The organism is uncultured Methanobrevibacter sp. (assembly GCF_934746965.1).
In the GTDB taxonomy this organism is placed as follows: domain Archaea; phylum Methanobacteriota; class Methanobacteria; order Methanobacteriales; family Methanobacteriaceae; genus Methanocatella.
In genome coordinates this window covers 1-16,099 of the sequence record NZ_CAKVFS010000001.1, presented here as the reverse complement: position 1 = coordinate 16,099, position 16,099 = coordinate 1, and the positions used below count along the sequence as shown (strand labels likewise).

The window sequence follows — 16,099 nt, the reverse complement described above, 5'->3', positions numbered from 1 at the left end:
TAATGAATAATATTAATTACTGAGGAATAAAATATGAAAACTGGAAAAGGTGTTGTAAAAAAATACTCTAGAGAATACAATAGGACTCTTAAAAATGGTGAAAAGAAAAAATATACAACAAAACAAATTCAAATTACAATACCTAAACAAGACGACATTTATGAAGATAAAGAAGAAGTTTTAATTATTCCTCATGATGAAATTGAAAATTTCAAAAATTTAGAAGATAAAGTTAGTGCTCTGGAAATAGCTAATTACCTGTATCTTACAGAATTAAAAAACACTCCAAAAGTAGACTTCAATGAAATTAACTTACTTAAACAAGAAAACGAACAGTTATTATTAAATCTTAAAGAATTAGAAAGTTTAAAAGAAAAACACTCTAAATTAATTGAAGAAAACGAAAACCTCAAAACCAAATTTGTAAATATTAAACAGGAAACTGAAAACATCAAAACTAAATTTACAAGTATTAAAGAGGAAAATAACAATCTTAAAAACAAATGTTCTTATATCAAAGATGAAAATAAAAGTATTAAAGACAGTTACGAAAGAATAAGCAATAAGTATAATAATTTGAAACAGGAAAATCTTAATACTAAAACTAGCTATGCAAACATGTTTGAAACTAATGAAAACTTAGAAAAAGAACTTAAAAACATGTATGAAGAATACAATGAATTAGTTGATAAATATAATAAAGTAGAAGAAGAAAATTATTTACTTAAATCACATAAAAGTCATGATGAATATATAGCTAATAAAATTAAGGAATTTATTTTAAAAACAGATTAAAATTCATCATCCCAAAATTCTTCTGGACACCATCTTTTTAAACCAGGGATAAATCCAACTGTAATACCAGTAGCTTGATTTTCAGGTAATCTTGGATTTTTTTCCATCATTTCTTTTGTTTTTCTTGTAATCATTTCTTCAAGAGTTATATCAGGTTCTGTAAATTCACCATTTTGGAAACAGTCTTTACAATAGTCTTCATTTAAACTACCATCTTTATTAGTACCATAATCTGCTTTTACAATTGGTCTACCACAAGAATTACAAAATCCCATTATTAATCTCCTTTAAAAAAAAGAATAAATTAAATCAAAAGATTTAATTTACTTGTTCGTCTTCATCAAGTGCAAGTCTCATACTATCTGGGTCTTGAGGGAAGTGTGCTAAGAAGTCTTCAGCAGCCCTTCTTACATCTCTAGAACCAATAATATATCTACCTGCAATAATGATATCTGCACCTTTTGAAGTAGCTTCTTCTACTTTGTTAGGAGTAATTCCTCCAGCTACTGCAACTAAACCATCACCGATGAGTTTTTTAATAGATTTAATGTTACCCCATTCGGTCATTTCACTAGTATCTTCACCTTTTTCAGCTTTATAAGTTTCTAAATCAACATTTCTGTGTAATAAAACTATATCAGGTTTTAAGTCATCAGGAAGAGCAGATAATTTTTCTTCAAAGTCAGCTACATTCATCATATCAAGGATTGAGTAAATACCTTGTTTTTGAGTTTCATGAATAGCTTTCTTAATAGATTCAATAGTTCCAAGACCAGAAATAGCTACTGCATCTGCAGTTTCATCTGCAGCCATTTTAATTTCTACCCTACCAACATCTAAAGTTTTTAAGTCAGCTATGATGAATGCACTTGGACGTAATTCCCTAATTTTTCCAACAACACCGACACCGAATTTTTTAACAAGAGGAGTTCCAGCTTCGATAAGAACTCTTTCTTTGTCAGGTAAATCATCAATGATTCTTTCCATAGCATCTAAGTTATCTAAGTCAAGTGCAACTTGTAAATAAGGTGGAGACCAAAGTTTTTGTACTCTGAAGCCCATGATTGGGTGAGTTCCACGGTCTTTTTCTGCAAGTACTTTATCAATAGATGGGTAACCTTCCATAGCTCTTCTAATAGCTAATTTAGTTGCTCCATAGTTGTATTGATATATTTTCCTATAATTTTTTGCAGAAGGATCAATGAATACACTTACATTAATTACGATATCTTCAACAATATCTTTTGGAATGTATCCTTCTTCTACTGCATCAGCTACTGCTCTACCAACAGCAGTTTGTGCAGGTCCAAATACTTTAGCAGCATCGTCTAAATCTCCAACAGTAACTTTAGGAATAATTAAAGTTGCTGGTTTAGTCATTAAGTTTGGTCTAATTACAGTGGTCAATGGAGTGTGGCCAACAGATAAATTTGATAATCCGTTTGCAAAAGCTTGACCTACAGGTCCTTCTTTTTCACCGATTATTAAATCAATATGAGCTAACTCGTTTCCATCACCAATAAGAGCTTCTCCTATATTGTACATTAAATAGTTCCTCCATATATTATATACAGTATATAATTATATTTTTTTAATTAAATAAAGCTAACTACTAAAAACAAATTATTGACAATGATAACTTAAAAAAAACAAAATAGATGAAAAAAGAAATATAGATATGTGAATTTATATGTTACATATCTACTTACAGTTAAAAAAAAGATTTATTGGAAATTAATCCTTGTAGAAATATCTTTTGGTAAAGGTAAACCTCTGTAAGGCATTCCTTTAGTTTTATCAAGTACTTCTTTAATTAATTCATCAACAGTCATGTCAACTTTTTCACCAGTTTCACGAACTGTTACAGAGAATACACCAGATTCTTTTTCATTGTCTCCAACGACGAATATGTAAGGAATCCATTCAGTAGCTGCATTTCTAATTTTTTTACCAACACTTTCATCTCTGTCATCTATATCTACACGAATATTTTCAGCATTGATTTTATCATATAATTCATTAGCAAATTCTTTGTGATCTTCACCAACAGTTATGATCCTTACTTCAATTGGACTTAACCATGTAGGTAACATAGGAGCTTTTTCGTTTATTTCAATAGCTGTTTTTTCAAGTAAACTGCAGATAACTCTTTCTATACTTCCAGTTGGGCTACAGTGAAGAATAGTTGGATTATGTTCTTTTCCATCTTCTCCAAGATAAGTAATATCAAATCTTTTACCACTTTCAACATCTATTTGAACAGTAGGGTTTTCAATTGGTCTTCCTAAGTAATCAATAGCTGCAAAGTCAACTTTACAAGACCAATAATGTTTTCTTTCAGGTAAAATTTCAAGTAATACTGGTTTACCTATTTTTTTACCAATACTATACATCCATTCTTTGTTTTCATCATAGAAGTCTTTAGTAGCTCTGAAAATTACCTCATAATTAACATCTAAATCCAAACCAGTTTGAATACACATATCAGTTTGTTTTGAGAATTCTTCTAAAGTACTATCCATATCAGCACAGAAACTATGGAAATCAGGCATAGTAAATGCTCTTAATCTTTTAAGACCTACAACTTCTCCTTTTTTCTCAAAACGGAAACTGTAAGTAGATAATTCATAGAGTTTTGCGGGTAAGTTTTTCCATGTGATAAATGGATCAGCCATTACTCTAAATGCACCGAAACAACATGCAAATCTAAGCATTAAATTTTTCTTAGTGTCAGTTCTATATTGTCTTTCTCCAAATTTAGCTGCATGAACATTGATAGCTTCATTGTCTAAATCATAGAAAATTGGAGTTTCAATAGGCATTGCTCCTTGATCTACAACTAAATTATAAACATAATCAGCAAGTAAATCACGAACTAAACGTCCTTTTGGGAACCATTTAAGATTTCCAACATCAGATGCGCTTTCATAATCACATAATTCTTTTTCTCTCATTAATTTAACATGAGGAGGTTCACCTTCATCAGAAGCACCTCTGCCAAGTTCATAATTAACAAGTTTTTCTAATTGATCATTTTCAAATTTAAAAGTATCAATATCAAGAACTTTATCTCCATCAAGAATAGACCAGGAAGAAGGTTTCTTTTCAACTTCTTCTGTTTCTTCTGCTTCTTCAGCAGTGATAGTTCTTGAAAGTTCACTTAATGGATGTCCTTTACAAGAAATTTCAAATGCTTTATACCAGCCAAATGGTACTCTTTTAACATTTAATCCTTCTTCAACTAAAGCTTCTTCAGCATCTTTTAATACTTGAACAGCTAATTTTGGTGAACTTAAAGAAGAAGATAAATGAGCATATGGATATAGAACTATATTTTCAGCTTTAACTTGATCATTAGTCTTAATAACTTCTTTAACTAAATTTTTAACAATTCCTTGTGGATTTTTTTCGTCATCTTTTTCAACAGCTGTAAATACAACTAAAGATTCATCAAATGCTCCTTGTTTTTTAGCATCTTCAATTTCTTCAGCTACAGGTGTTTTGTTTTTTACATTGTAATTTAAATAATCAGAATGAATAAGTAGTATTCTCATTTAACCACCATAATATATTAATTTAAATTATATTGATTATCTTATATAAAACATATTATACGATAAATAATTATATCACAACATAACATAAAATAGTATTATGAGAATTATATTAGCAGGAACAGGTAGTGCAGTTGGAAAAACAACAATATCTACTGGAATTATGAAAGCATTAAGCGAAGAATATAATGTTCAACCATTTAAAGTAGGTCCAGATTACATTGATCCTACATACCATACATTAGCTACTGGAAATACCTCTAGAAACCTTGATTCATTCTTTATGAAAGAAGGTCAAGTAAGAGATGCTTTTTTAAAAGCTATGGAAACTAAAGACATAGCAATTATAGAAGGTGTTCGTGGACTTTATGAAGGTATTGACTCTATAAATGATATTGGAAGTACTGCATCAATAGCTAAAGCTTTAAATGCTCCTGTTATTTTAATTATTAATTCTAGAAGTTTGGTAAAAAGTGCTGCTGCTTTAGTTTTAGGATTTAAAGCACTTGACAGCGAAATTAATATAGCTGGAGTTATTTTAAATAAGGTAAAAAATAACGCTCATTACTTAAAAACCAAAAAATCTATTGAAGAACTTACTGGTGTTGAAGTAATTGGTGGAATTACTCGTGATGATTCCATATCCATTGAACAAAGACATTTAGGTCTTGTTCCTGCTGTTGAACGAGAAAATTCATTAACATTTATTGACCTTTGGTCAAATATAATAAAAGAATCAATTGATTTAGACAGATTAATTGAAATAGCTAAAGAAGCACCAAAATTAACTTCTCCAAGAGAACCTATTTGGAATAAATTAAATAAACAAAAAGTAAAAATTGGAGTAGCTTACGATGAAGTGTTCAATTTCTATTATAAAGAAAATATTGAATCATTAGAAGCTAATAACTGTAAAATTGAATATTTCTCACCTTTAAAAGATGAATCCCTACCAGATGTTGACGGATTATATATTGGTGGAGGATATCCAGAATTATTTTCTAAAGAATTATCTAAAAATACGAATATCTTAAAACAAATAAAACAGTTCCATGTTGAAAATAGACCTATTTTCGCAGAATGTGGAGGTTTAATGTACCTTATGAATTCAATTCATGAAGATAAACAAGTATCCATTTACCCCTACAAATCTATTTTAACTAATAAAGTTCAAGCATTAAAATATACTATAGCAGAAGTTAAACAAGACAATATAATTTCTAAAAAAGGGGAAAAATTTAATGGACATGAATTCCATTATTCAAAAGTTTTAGTAGATGATTCCAACATACAACACAAATTAGCATTTAATATTTTAAGAGGAAAAGGTTCTTATAACAATCAGGACGGATTTATAGATGGAAATACACTTGCAAGTTATGTTCATACACATGTAGCCGCTATGCCTAACTTTGGATGTAATTTAGCTATTTCTGCAAAAGAAATTGGAGGATAAGTTTTATGAAATTGAAAAACTTCGATTTTTTCTCACCATATATTGTAGCATTAGCAATTGTAATATTTTTGACAATGGGATATATTGGATCATTTAATTATCGTTTTGAATATCCATTAAGTATCCAGACAATAGGTACTGTTTTAGTTGGAACACTTGTATTTTTAATTGGAATAATTATTGTAAAATTTAAATTTACAATAGAAAACCATGAAGAATCAAAGACATATACTGAGATAAATAATTTCTTTAGTGAAAAATTACTAATTATACTTATATTACTAGCTATTATTCTCCAATCATTAAATATGATATTTATTGGAGGAATTCCTCTTTTTAATAGTGTGTTAAAATCAAATGCAACCACAAATATCTGGAGAATAGCTTATCCCTTATTTTTAATCATAATAAACATATTAATAGCTAAATATTATAAAAAAAGGTATTTAATTTTAGTTTTAATTGGAGCTTTAATATTTGGATTAAATGGATACAGAACATCAGTACTTGGAATATTAGCCAGTGTTCTTATTACAATGTATTATATTGGAAAAATAGATAAAAAAATAGGAATTTTATTTGTAGGATTGATTGTAATTGGATTACTTGCAATTGGATATATTGCATCCCAATCTATTGCAGGCCAACATTGGATGTTAAATCCTCTTGAATTAATATTTTACAGAGCAGGATTTACACTGGAAGTATTCCAGAGAATTTTAAATTTAGGTGGCACTACACATGGACATATTCTATCTATGATATTCTCAAGTGATAGTCCAAGAACATTTATAGGACAATATGTACTTACAGATAATGTTTGTATAACTTCCACAATCTTTGGACCTGCATATCTTGATTTTGGACTAATTGGTGTTTTGATACAGATGTTTTTAATGGGAATATTTTTAAAAATGCTTAATATAGTTGGAAAATATAAAAAAGAGATTGGAATAAGTTTCTATTCCATAATTTTAACACATACTTTAATTTGGATTGAAACAGGACCAACAGACATTATGATTTGGTTCTTATATCTGTTAGGCTTTATTATCATTATTTTAAATTATAAAAATATTAAATTAAATAAAAATTAAAATAATCAATATAATCAAAGAAACAAAGAATATAACAGTTCCTCTAATGATGAAAAATTTACTTCTTTCTGAAAAGAAGTAAGTTAATCCATAAGACATAGCTAGTGCAGCAAGCATTTCAACTAAACCACCTGCCCCTCCACCTGCTTTAAGGACATTACCAAATAAATAGGATAATCCATAAGATACAAGTACAACTAAAATTACAGCAGCTATAGGATTAGCTAATATCTTTGTTAAAATTCCAACAAAATCAAAATTAAATGATGGACTGGAATCATAATAATATGAGTTCACAGGAGCTAAACTTGCTCTTTGTCTAGATTCACTATGTCCACCTAATTTAGATAATAATCCATGAGAATGACTATGATCATCATAAGGATATAAACTATTTGAATTATAGATGAAATCTTCTTCATCCTGTCTTCTCATCAAATAGTCCATATCATCAGAATCATAAGAATAATCATAATAATCTTCAATAACATCTTCATTTTCTTTTTGAGTATCTAAAGTTGATTGATTTTCAGTTTTATTCTGATATTTTTTAGCTAATTCAATTAATTTATCCCTATCAACAAGTTTAATATTTTTCCTAAGAGCATAATTAGTAGCTTGATTAGTGAATTTAGATGATGAAATAACAGCTACTTTAGAAGCTTTTAAACTTTCACCTGCTTCTTCCATTTCTTTTAAAACATCTACTCCAACTTCAAAATCCCTATCATAATTTTTACATGCTACAACTACGCCAAAATCCCCCATTGTTGTAGGTAGAATTGCATAAATATCTATAACTCTTTGTGAAGTTTTAAAATTCTTATAAATTTTAAAACCTGAATCCTCCATCACTTTAGCTATAAAATTAATCAATTGTGGTTTTTCCAATGTTCCACCTGTAAGTGTTTTATTTAAAAAAAATCTACTAATATATTTTATACATGAAATTGTTATTAAAGTTTATCATAGCAACATAAATTATTTTAAGTACCAAACTATTATTTACATATATGAAAGCATTAATAAGTAATGATGATGGAGTAAATGCCACAGGAATATTAGCTGCCAAAAATGCAATTGAAGATTTATGCGATGTTTATGTAGTAGCCCCTGAAACTCAACAAAGTGGAATTGGACATGCAATAACCCTTTACAATCCATTAAGAATAAATCCAACAACATTAAGAGATAAAAGTCAAGGTTATGGAGTAACTGGAACACCAACTGATGCAGTTACTTTTGGATTATTTGAAATAATTGATGAAAAACCAGACATAATGATTTCTGGGATAAATACTGGTTTTAATCTTGGAAAAGCAGAATTAACAACATCAGGTACAATAGGTGCTGCATTAGAAGCTGCAAGTTTTGGAATTCCTGCAATAGCTATTTCTCAGGAAGTTACAAAAGATTATGTTAAATTTGAAAATGGGACAGTAGATATTGATTTTAGTTTTGCAGGAAAAATGCTTAGAAAACTTGTAAAAATAGTACTTAAAAAAGGATTACCTGAGGGTATTGACTTATTAAATGTGAATATACCTGAAAATCCAGTTGATGAAGAGTTTGAAGTTGCTAAACTTGGAAATAGAATGTACACACCAGTAATTCACAGAAGGTTAGATCCACGTGGAAAACCTTATTATTGGATTGGTGGAGAACCTTACAATTCTGATTGTGAAGGAACAGACAGTCATTACATTAAAAAACTAAATAAAACCACCATAACCCCACTTAAAATTGATTTAACTGGAGATATGGATTTAATAAAAGAATGGTTAGAATAACTTAAAGTTTTAAATCTTTAAGTATTTTATCCCTTTCTTCACGAAGTTCATTTAAAATTTTTTCATCACTACATCCTTCTTGCTGTAACTTAGCTAAGGTATGTGTAATTGCTTCTAAATTTTGTTCTAATAAATTAATTGCCATAACTATTACCACATATATTTTATATAATTATCCAGTATATGAATTTTTTTAGTAAATAAGTACATAAGTTATATAAAGTTAAAAACTTAATATTATAACATAAAAATCAAAGGTTGATTCAATGAACAATAATGATGAAGTTAATAAATTATTTTTACAATTTAAAGGTAAAAATGTCAGTGTAGACCTTAGAGATAATAACTGCAGTGAAGGAAAAGTAATAGCTGTTGATAACTACTTAAATTTAGTTCTTGAAACTGAAAACGGTTTAGAAACTATAAAAGGAGGAAATGTAGTTTTAGTTAGTTTAAAAGACTAGCTAATAATCTACTAAAATTCCTAAAATCTCTTTTTTACCATTATAAACATCCATAGCTATTTGAGCTGCACCTATAGCTCCAGATTCTTTAGAAATAACTTTCAAAGGATATTTATTCTTAAAGTACTTATTAATCTCATTTTCAAAATTAAATGGTTTAGTAGCACTACCTACAGAACCTGTTAAAACAATACCTTCAATTTCATTTTCACAAACAACATCAAGTCCAGCTATTTCCATAGCAACAGTCATTATTAAAGTATCAATAGCTAATTTAGCTTTTTCATCACCAGATTCATAATTATCCAATAACTGATTCTTCATATTAGCTACTTTACCATCAACATCAGCTATTTTTATAGCACCTGCATGTGAAAAACAGGTATTTGCACTTAAACCTTCCTCATCAATTTGTCTTAACATTTTCAAATCCAAAGGCCCATGAACAATTCCCATAGCTCCTAAACATGCATCAATAGCACCTTTAATTTTACCATTTTCAATTAGAATATCAACACTATTGGAACTGATATCTGCTACAATCATGTTTTTCCAACCAGTTTCTAAAAAAGCATTGTAACATATACTAACTTTTTCAGGACTAGCTTGATGAGAATAAGCTGCTCTAAATAGTTCATCTAATGAATCAGAATCTTTATGAAGGCCAGGTATCATAATAGCTGGAATTTCTGAATTTTCTATTTCACCAAATACTGATGTACCTCCACCAGTAACTTTTCCAGCACCACCAATAGATAAAATTCCACGATTATCTACTTTACTAATATCCTGGATTTTATTTATTCCATCACCCATAGCATAGGTTACTGCCATCAAATCAACAGAATTTAAATCTATTCTTTTAGATAATTCTTCAATAGCAGACACTTTACCCTGTTTACTTTCTTCTCTTCCTATTTTAAAAACATCTATAACTTCACCATTGTTAGACATTATACAAAAAGAGATTCCAGTAGTTCCATGATCCATTCCTATAAAAACCATATTAATGCATCCAAAAAATAATTTTAAAAAAAAGAGTAAAAAAAGAGTGAAAATGATTAAATTATTTAATCATCTTTTTGTAATCCACAAGCTTTTCTGAGTCTTTCTCCAACAACTTCAATAGATTCTTGGTCTTCAGCAGCTCTCATTTCTTTTAAGTTAGCTGCATCAGTTGCATTTTCATCTGCAAATTGTTTTTTGAAAGTACCATCTTGGATTTCAGATAAAACTTTTTTCATACCTTTTTTAGCTTCTTCAGTTATGACATAATCTCTTCTAGTTAATCCACCGTATTCAGCAGTATTACTTACATCTTTCCACATTCCACCGAAACCATGTTCATAAATATCATCCACGATGAGTTTTACTTCGTGACAGGTTTCAAAGTAAGCAATTTCAGGTTGATAACCAGCTTCTACTAAAGTTTGGAAACCAGCATTAATTAATCCGGTAAGTCCACCACATAAAACAGCTTGTTCACCGAATAAATCAGTTTCAGTTTCTTCTTTGAAAGTAGTTTCAATTACACCTGCTTTGGTGAAACCACAAGCTTTTGCCATACCTAATGCGAGTTGTAATGCATCTCCAGTTGCATCTTGTTCAATAGCTACTAAACCAGGAATTCCGAAACCTTCTAAGTAAGTAGTTCTTACTTTGGAACCAGGTCCTTTAGGAGCAAACATTACTATATTAACATCTTCACCAGGTTTAATTAAACCAAAGTGGATGTTGTAACCGTGAGAGAAGGAAATGGTATTTCCAGCTTCAACATAAGGTGCAATTTGTTCATTGTAAATTTTTTCTTGGATTTCATCAGGAAGTAATATGTGAATGATATCTGCTTCTTTAGCTGCATCAGAGAATGATTTTACGTTCATACCATCTTCTTTAGCTAAATTCCAGGAGTTACCATTTTCCCTAAGTCCAACAATAACATCGACACCACTGTCAGCCATGTTTCTAGATTGTGCTCTACCTTGACTTCCGTAACCCATTACAGCTACAGTTTTACCTTTAAGAGCATCAGTATTTACATCTGATTCGTAATACATTTTCATTTTAACTTCTCCTATATAATTGATAAATATGAGATATTTAAAGTACTTCAAATATCAAGTAGTATATATTATTTTTTCTACTTATAAAAGTAACTAATGTTAAGAAAAATTATAAATTTAAGTTAAAATTTCATTAAATTCTCAAAATCAAAGTGATTTCAAATTATAAATGAAACAGTCACTTAAAATATCTAAAAATAAAAAATGTAGATGATAATTTATCTATCATCTACTACAACGTCTAATTTACCTGTGACAATGTCTATCATAAGACCATGAATTGGTACTTCTGGAATAAGAGGATGATTCCTAATTTTTTCAACTGTATCTTTAACATTTTCCTCTTCACTCTCAAATCCACCAATCCAAGATTTTAAATCAACCTTGTCTATTTCTTCTTGAGAAATTCCTCTCTCAAGCATAGTATTTCTTAGTTTTTCACTATCAGAACCTGCCATTCCACACTCAGTGTGACCAATAACTAAAACTTCCTCAGCACCAAGTGAGAAAATTGCTGCAGCTATTGAACGAATCGCATCTTCACCAACTATCGTATTTCCTGCATTTTTGATTATCTTAGCATCTCCCCTTTCAATGCCAAGTGCTGGTTCTAAAAATCCAGTTAACCTACAATCCATACAAGTTAAGATAGCTAACTTTTTTTGGGGGTGGTGGGATAACTCCACACCTTCAAATTCATCTACAAATTTCTTATTATTCTCCAAAATTTCATTAAGAATCATCATGAATGGAATCCACGAGACATAGCTGTAAGGCCTGTGCGAGTAATCTTTTTAATTCCATAACCTTTTAAAAGAGATATAAACGCATCTACTTTTTCCATATCTCCTGTAATTTCAATAATTAAAGCTTCTTCACAAACATCAACTATTTTAGCTCTGAAAATGTTAACATACTGCATTATTTCTGCTCTAGCTTTTTCATTTGGAATATTTACTTTAACTAGACATAACTCTCTTTTAACAGCATTTTTAGTAATATCTTTTATTTTAATAACATCAACAAGCTTATTTAATTGTTTTGTAACTTGCTCTAATAATTTTTGATCTGCTTTTACAGTTATAACCATACGAGCTAAACCTTCAACTTCAGACTCTCCAACTGTAATACTATCAATATTAAAGCCTCTTCTTGTAAATAAACCAGCAACCTTTTGTAATACCCCTGGTTTATCTTCAACTAATGTACTTATAACGTGATACTCTAAAACCATTTAACTCACCTATACATCTTTTTCAAGCTTATATTCACCAATCATCTCATCAATAGCAGCACCAGGAGGCACCATAGGTAAAGTTTCATCTTTATCTATAACAATATCTAATAAAATTGGTTCATTATCTTTAATAGCTGTTTTTAATGCTTCTTTAGTCTCACCAGGTTCTGTAATTCTAGTAGCATTAACTCCAAAACTTTCAGCTAATTTAACAAAATCAGGACTTGAACCTAATTTAGTTTCAGAATATCTTTCATTATATAATAAATTTTGCCATTGATATACCATTCCAAGAGTCCTATTTTCTAAAACAACTGCAATAACTGGAAGATCATAATCTTTAACAGTAGCTAATTCCTGACAAACCATTAAAAATCCACCATCACCATTAATAGATACAACAGGATCTTCTGGACATGCTACTTTAGCTCCAATAGCTGCAGGGAATCCGAATCCCATAGTTCCTAAACCACCAGAAGATATAAACTTACGTGGCCTTTGAGTATCATAGAAATGAGCAGCCCACATCTGATTTTGACCTACATCAGTTGTTAAAATTGAATCAGGAGTTAAAACTTCACTAATCTCCTTAATAACACTTTGTGGTTTTAATGGAACATCATCATAAGTAACTCTTGGGGAAAATTCATGTTTACGTTGCTGAAGAAGTTTAACCCAATTTTTTGCATCATCATTACTTTGATAATCTTTTAAAGTCTTATTTAATGAAGTTAAAACATTTTTAGCATCACCTACAATAGGTAAATCCACATCAACATTTTTACCAATTTCAGCAGGATCAATATCTATATGAATAACTTTAGAATTAGGAGCAAAACTATCTAACCTTCCAGTTGCCCTATCTGAAAATCTTATACCAATAGCTATTATTAAATCACTATCATTTATAGAGTCATTAGCTACTTTTCTTCCATGCATTCCAAGCATACCTAAAGCCATATCATCAGTTTCATCAATAGCTCCCTTACCAAGTAATGAAGTCATAACAGGAGCATTAATCAAATAAGATAATTCTTTTAACTCTTTAGAAGCATTAGCTAATATAACTCCTGCACCTGCAAGGATAATTGGTTTTTTAGCTCCTTTTATTAAGTCTCTAGCTTTTCTAACTTGTTTAATATTACCTTTTACAGTTGGATTATATCCCGGTGTTGAAATTAATGAATCATCAAAAGAAGTTAATTCACCTTCCTGAATCTCCTTTGGAACATCAATTACAACAGGCCCTGGCCTTCCACTTTCAGCAATTTCAAAACTTGTTTTAACAATGGAAGGTATTAAATTAGGATCTTTTGGCTGAAAACTATGCTTAGTAATAGGCATAGTAATTCCTATAATATCAGCTTCCTGAAAAGCATCATTACCTATTAAATGAGTCGGTACTTGACCAGTAATAGCTATGATTGGAGAAGAATCCATATAAGCAGTAGCAATACCAGTTACAAGATTAGTTGCACCAGGACCAGAAGTAGCCAAACACACACCAACATTACCAGAAGCCCTTGCAAATCCATCTGCTGCATGAGCTGCACACTGTTCATGTCTAACCAATATATGATCCATATCTGCATCATATAACATATCATAAAACGGTATGGTCTGTCCTCCAGGATAACCAAATATTGTATTTACCCCCATTTTCTTAAGGGATTCAATTATTGCTTCTCCGCCTCTCATTATAAAAACCTTAATTTTTTTATTTTGTGATTAAAGTTTATTAATAAAAATATATAAAAGTATCCTAGTTTAATTAATTTCTTGTAAAAATTATGGTTATCAATGTTGTAAACAAAACAAATAAAGTATAACCAACAGTTATTTCAATCAATGTATACGCATTTCCAATTTGCCCAACAATCAAATTAATAATAGCAGGACCACCATAAGAAATCAAATATATTGTTGATAATACACCAGCTCTTTGAGATTGTTTAATTTTAGACAAAATTATCTCCATAGTAGAAGCAAAACTAATACCAATGAAAATAGCTGCCAAAATACTTAAAATTAAAAATAACCACACTAATTTATACTCAAAACTTACAACAATTAAAATCATAGATACTGAAAACAATACCATTCCCAAACGTTGAGCTTTAACATTACTGATATATTTAATTAAAGTATTCCCAAGTATTTGCGGCGCCATTAAAGATGAAAATATTGCAGCTGCAAGAATTGCATTTTTAACACCAAACTGATCAACAGCAATAGTTGAAGAAAATGCCTGATAAAAACCCCCAACAGCCCATGTACCCACAAATATTGCAGAAGCAGGAATCAATAAGTACCTTATTTCAGATGGAAACTCAACATAAGGCTTAATAGAACTTAAAACCCCATCATGTACCTCAACTGTTTCTTCACCTAAAACAATTAAAATTGCAGATATAACTAATAAAATAATTATTAACACAAATACTGTACTTAAACTTAAATTCATTAAAACAGCACTGGAAAATGAACCAAAAGTAAGTCCAATCATAGTACATCCACTTGTAACAATAGCAGATAATGTTGATGACTCATTAGGTGTTGTATCAACCATATAAGCAGCAACACAACTTGAAGCAAGCCCACATGAAATTCCCTGCACTAATCTTGCTACTAAAAATATTTCAAATGAATTAATATAAATAAAAGACAAACAACCAATAATAGCCATTAAAATTGTAATCAATATTGTTTTACGCCTTCCAATATAATTAGACACCCTTCCAAAGAAAAGTAAACTAATAACCGTCCCTAAAAAATATGTAACTGCAGTTAAAGATAAACTAGCTTTTGAAATTCCAAGTGCAGACTGAAAATTTGAATACAAAGGAATCGGTGAAGAAGAAGCCCCATAAACTACAATCATTACAATTATCGATGCGATAAAACCAATTTGTTTTCTTGAAATCATAAATTATTATTTAACTGTTGCGATATAAAACAGTTTAGATTAAAAACATCACTTACGGTTTAATGAATATGTTGAAGAATGGGTGGAAGTAAAATTAAATGAAATAACTGAAAGAATAACCGAGAAAAATAAATCTCTTGAAACAAAATTGCCCCTTACAATTTCTGCTAAATATGGATTAATAGATCAAATAAGTTTTTTTAATAAAATAGTAGCTAGTAAAAGTCTTGAAAATTATTATATTTTAAGAAAAGGAGATTTTGCATTTAATAAAAGTTATTCAAATGGTTATCCTTATGGAACTATAAAAAAATTAAATAAATATGATAAAGGAGCAGTTTCTACATTATATATTTGTTTTAAGCCGAAAAATATCAGTTCTAATTTTTTAGAAATCTACTTTGAAACGAATAAATGGTATAAAGAAATCTATAAAATAGCTGTTGAAGGAGCTAGAAACCATGGTTTACTAAATATTACTGTTGGAGATTTTTTTAACACTACTCATTTCATTCCAAAATCTATTAAAGAACAAAATAAAATTAGTAGCTTGTTTTTATACTTAAATAAAATTATAAAACTGTTAACTGATAAATTAAATAAAAATATTCAATTTAAAAAATATTTGATGCAACAGATTTTCACACAAAAATTACAATTTAAAAAAGAAAATTGGAAAAAAATAACTTTGGGAGATATTGGTGTTTTTTATCGAGG

The 16,099-nt window shown here is 29.5% G+C and carries 16 protein-coding genes and 1 pseudogene; 6 read left to right on the top strand and 11 right to left on the bottom strand.

Translation table 11 applies throughout. The features are described 5' to 3' along the window. Positions 1-33: 33 nt before the first annotated feature. Complete coding sequence (locus Q0984_RS00085) at positions 34-795, top strand: phosphoserine phosphatase (protein ID WP_299521740.1); 762 nt, start codon at positions 34-36, stop codon at positions 793-795. On the opposite strand, the gene Q0984_RS00080 is transcribed toward Q0984_RS00085, so the two are convergent. The 3 genes from Q0984_RS00080 to Q0984_RS00070 all read right to left on the bottom strand — a co-directional run bounded on the left by Q0984_RS00080 (position 792) and on the right by Q0984_RS00070 (position 4,349). Next, the gene (locus Q0984_RS00080) at positions 792-1,070 is read right to left on the bottom strand and encodes a zinc ribbon domain-containing protein (protein ID WP_299521737.1); all 279 of its coding nucleotides are present in this window, start codon (positions 1,068-1,070) and stop codon (positions 792-794) included. The two genes, Q0984_RS00085 and Q0984_RS00080, sit on opposite strands and share 4 nt — an antisense overlap. Positions 1,071-1,113: 43 nt before the next feature. Continuing rightward, positions 1,114-2,340 carry a bifunctional 5,6,7,8-tetrahydromethanopterin hydro-lyase/3-hexulose-6-phosphate synthase gene (locus tag Q0984_RS00075; RefSeq protein WP_299521733.1) on the bottom strand — a complete coding sequence of 409 codons (1,227 nt, stop codon included), beginning with the start codon at positions 2,338-2,340 and terminating at the stop codon, positions 1,114-1,116. 179 nt (positions 2,341-2,519) lie between these two features. Beyond that, a complete protein-coding gene (locus Q0984_RS00070) occupies positions 2,520-4,349 on the bottom strand; it encodes a threonine--tRNA ligase (protein ID WP_299521730.1) in 1,830 nt (609 codons plus the stop codon). A gap of 100 nt (positions 4,350-4,449) precedes the next feature. Here Q0984_RS00070 and cfbB point away from each other — a divergent pair, with 100 nt between their 5' ends. Further along, the gene (gene cfbB, locus Q0984_RS00065) at positions 4,450-5,805 is read left to right on the top strand and encodes a Ni-sirohydrochlorin a,c-diamide synthase (protein WP_299521727.1); all 1,356 of its coding nucleotides are present in this window, start codon (positions 4,450-4,452) and stop codon (positions 5,803-5,805) included. A gap of 5 nt (positions 5,806-5,810) precedes the next feature. Next, on the top strand, positions 5,811-6,902 hold the full coding sequence (locus Q0984_RS00060) for an oligosaccharide repeat unit polymerase family protein (RefSeq protein ID WP_299521724.1): 1,092 nt from the start codon (positions 5,811-5,813) through the stop codon (positions 6,900-6,902). Here the strand turns inward: Q0984_RS00060 and Q0984_RS00055 are convergent. Then, positions 6,888-7,793: a restriction endonuclease gene (locus Q0984_RS00055; protein WP_299521721.1), complete on the bottom strand. Its 906-nt coding sequence runs from the start codon at positions 7,791-7,793 to the stop codon at positions 6,888-6,890. The two genes, Q0984_RS00060 and Q0984_RS00055, sit on opposite strands and share 15 nt — an antisense overlap. Positions 7,794-7,915: 122 nt before the next feature. Between Q0984_RS00055 and surE the strand changes: the two genes are divergently transcribed. Beyond that, positions 7,916-8,692, top strand: coding sequence for a 5'/3'-nucleotidase SurE (gene surE / locus Q0984_RS00050; protein ID WP_299521718.1), 777 nt, complete (start codon positions 7,916-7,918; stop codon positions 8,690-8,692). Position 8,693: 1 nt separating this feature from the next. On the opposite strand, the gene Q0984_RS00045 is transcribed toward surE, so the two are convergent. After that, positions 8,694-8,837 carry a hypothetical protein gene (locus Q0984_RS00045; protein ID WP_299521715.1) on the bottom strand — a complete coding sequence of 48 codons (144 nt, stop codon included), beginning with the start codon at positions 8,835-8,837 and terminating at the stop codon, positions 8,694-8,696. Between the two features lie 121 nt (positions 8,838-8,958). Here Q0984_RS00045 and Q0984_RS00040 point away from each other — a divergent pair, with 121 nt between their 5' ends. Then, positions 8,959-9,156 (top strand): LSM domain-containing protein, encoded by a 198-nt coding sequence (locus Q0984_RS00040; RefSeq protein ID WP_299521712.1) that lies wholly within the window; start codon positions 8,959-8,961, stop codon positions 9,154-9,156. Here the strand turns inward: Q0984_RS00040 and Q0984_RS00035 are convergent, their stop codons facing one another. The 6 genes from Q0984_RS00035 to Q0984_RS00010 all read right to left on the bottom strand — a co-directional run bounded on the left by Q0984_RS00035 (position 9,157) and on the right by Q0984_RS00010 (position 15,382). Then, entirely contained in the window at positions 9,157-10,161 is a 1,005-nt protein-coding gene (locus Q0984_RS00035) for a methanogenesis marker 12 protein (RefSeq protein WP_299521710.1), read from the bottom strand. Positions 10,162-10,226: 65 nt separating this feature from the next. Next, positions 10,227-11,219 carry a ketol-acid reductoisomerase gene (gene ilvC, locus Q0984_RS00030; RefSeq protein ID WP_299521708.1) on the bottom strand — a complete coding sequence of 331 codons (993 nt, stop codon included), beginning with the start codon at positions 11,217-11,219 and terminating at the stop codon, positions 10,227-10,229. 218 nt (positions 11,220-11,437) lie between these two features. Then, positions 11,438-11,965: a carbonic anhydrase gene (locus Q0984_RS00025; RefSeq protein ID WP_299521706.1), complete on the bottom strand. Its 528-nt coding sequence runs from the start codon at positions 11,963-11,965 to the stop codon at positions 11,438-11,440. Continuing rightward, on the bottom strand, positions 11,962-12,453 hold the full coding sequence (gene ilvN / locus Q0984_RS00020) for an acetolactate synthase small subunit (RefSeq protein WP_299521703.1): 492 nt from the start codon (positions 12,451-12,453) through the stop codon (positions 11,962-11,964). The genes Q0984_RS00025 and ilvN overlap by 4 nt, the downstream gene beginning before the upstream one ends. Positions 12,454-12,462: 9 nt before the next feature. Beyond that, the gene (locus tag Q0984_RS00015; RefSeq protein ID WP_299521700.1) at positions 12,463-14,154 is read right to left on the bottom strand and encodes an acetolactate synthase large subunit; all 1,692 of its coding nucleotides are present in this window, start codon (positions 14,152-14,154) and stop codon (positions 12,463-12,465) included. Between the two features lie 73 nt (positions 14,155-14,227). Next, complete coding sequence (locus tag Q0984_RS00010) at positions 14,228-15,382, bottom strand: MFS transporter (protein WP_299521697.1); 1,155 nt, start codon at positions 15,380-15,382, stop codon at positions 14,228-14,230. A gap of 82 nt (positions 15,383-15,464) precedes the next feature. On the opposite strand from Q0984_RS00010, the pseudogene Q0984_RS00005 reads away from it, so the two are divergent. Continuing rightward, a pseudogene (locus Q0984_RS00005) lies at positions 15,465-16,099 on the top strand (type I restriction endonuclease); the annotation flags it as partial.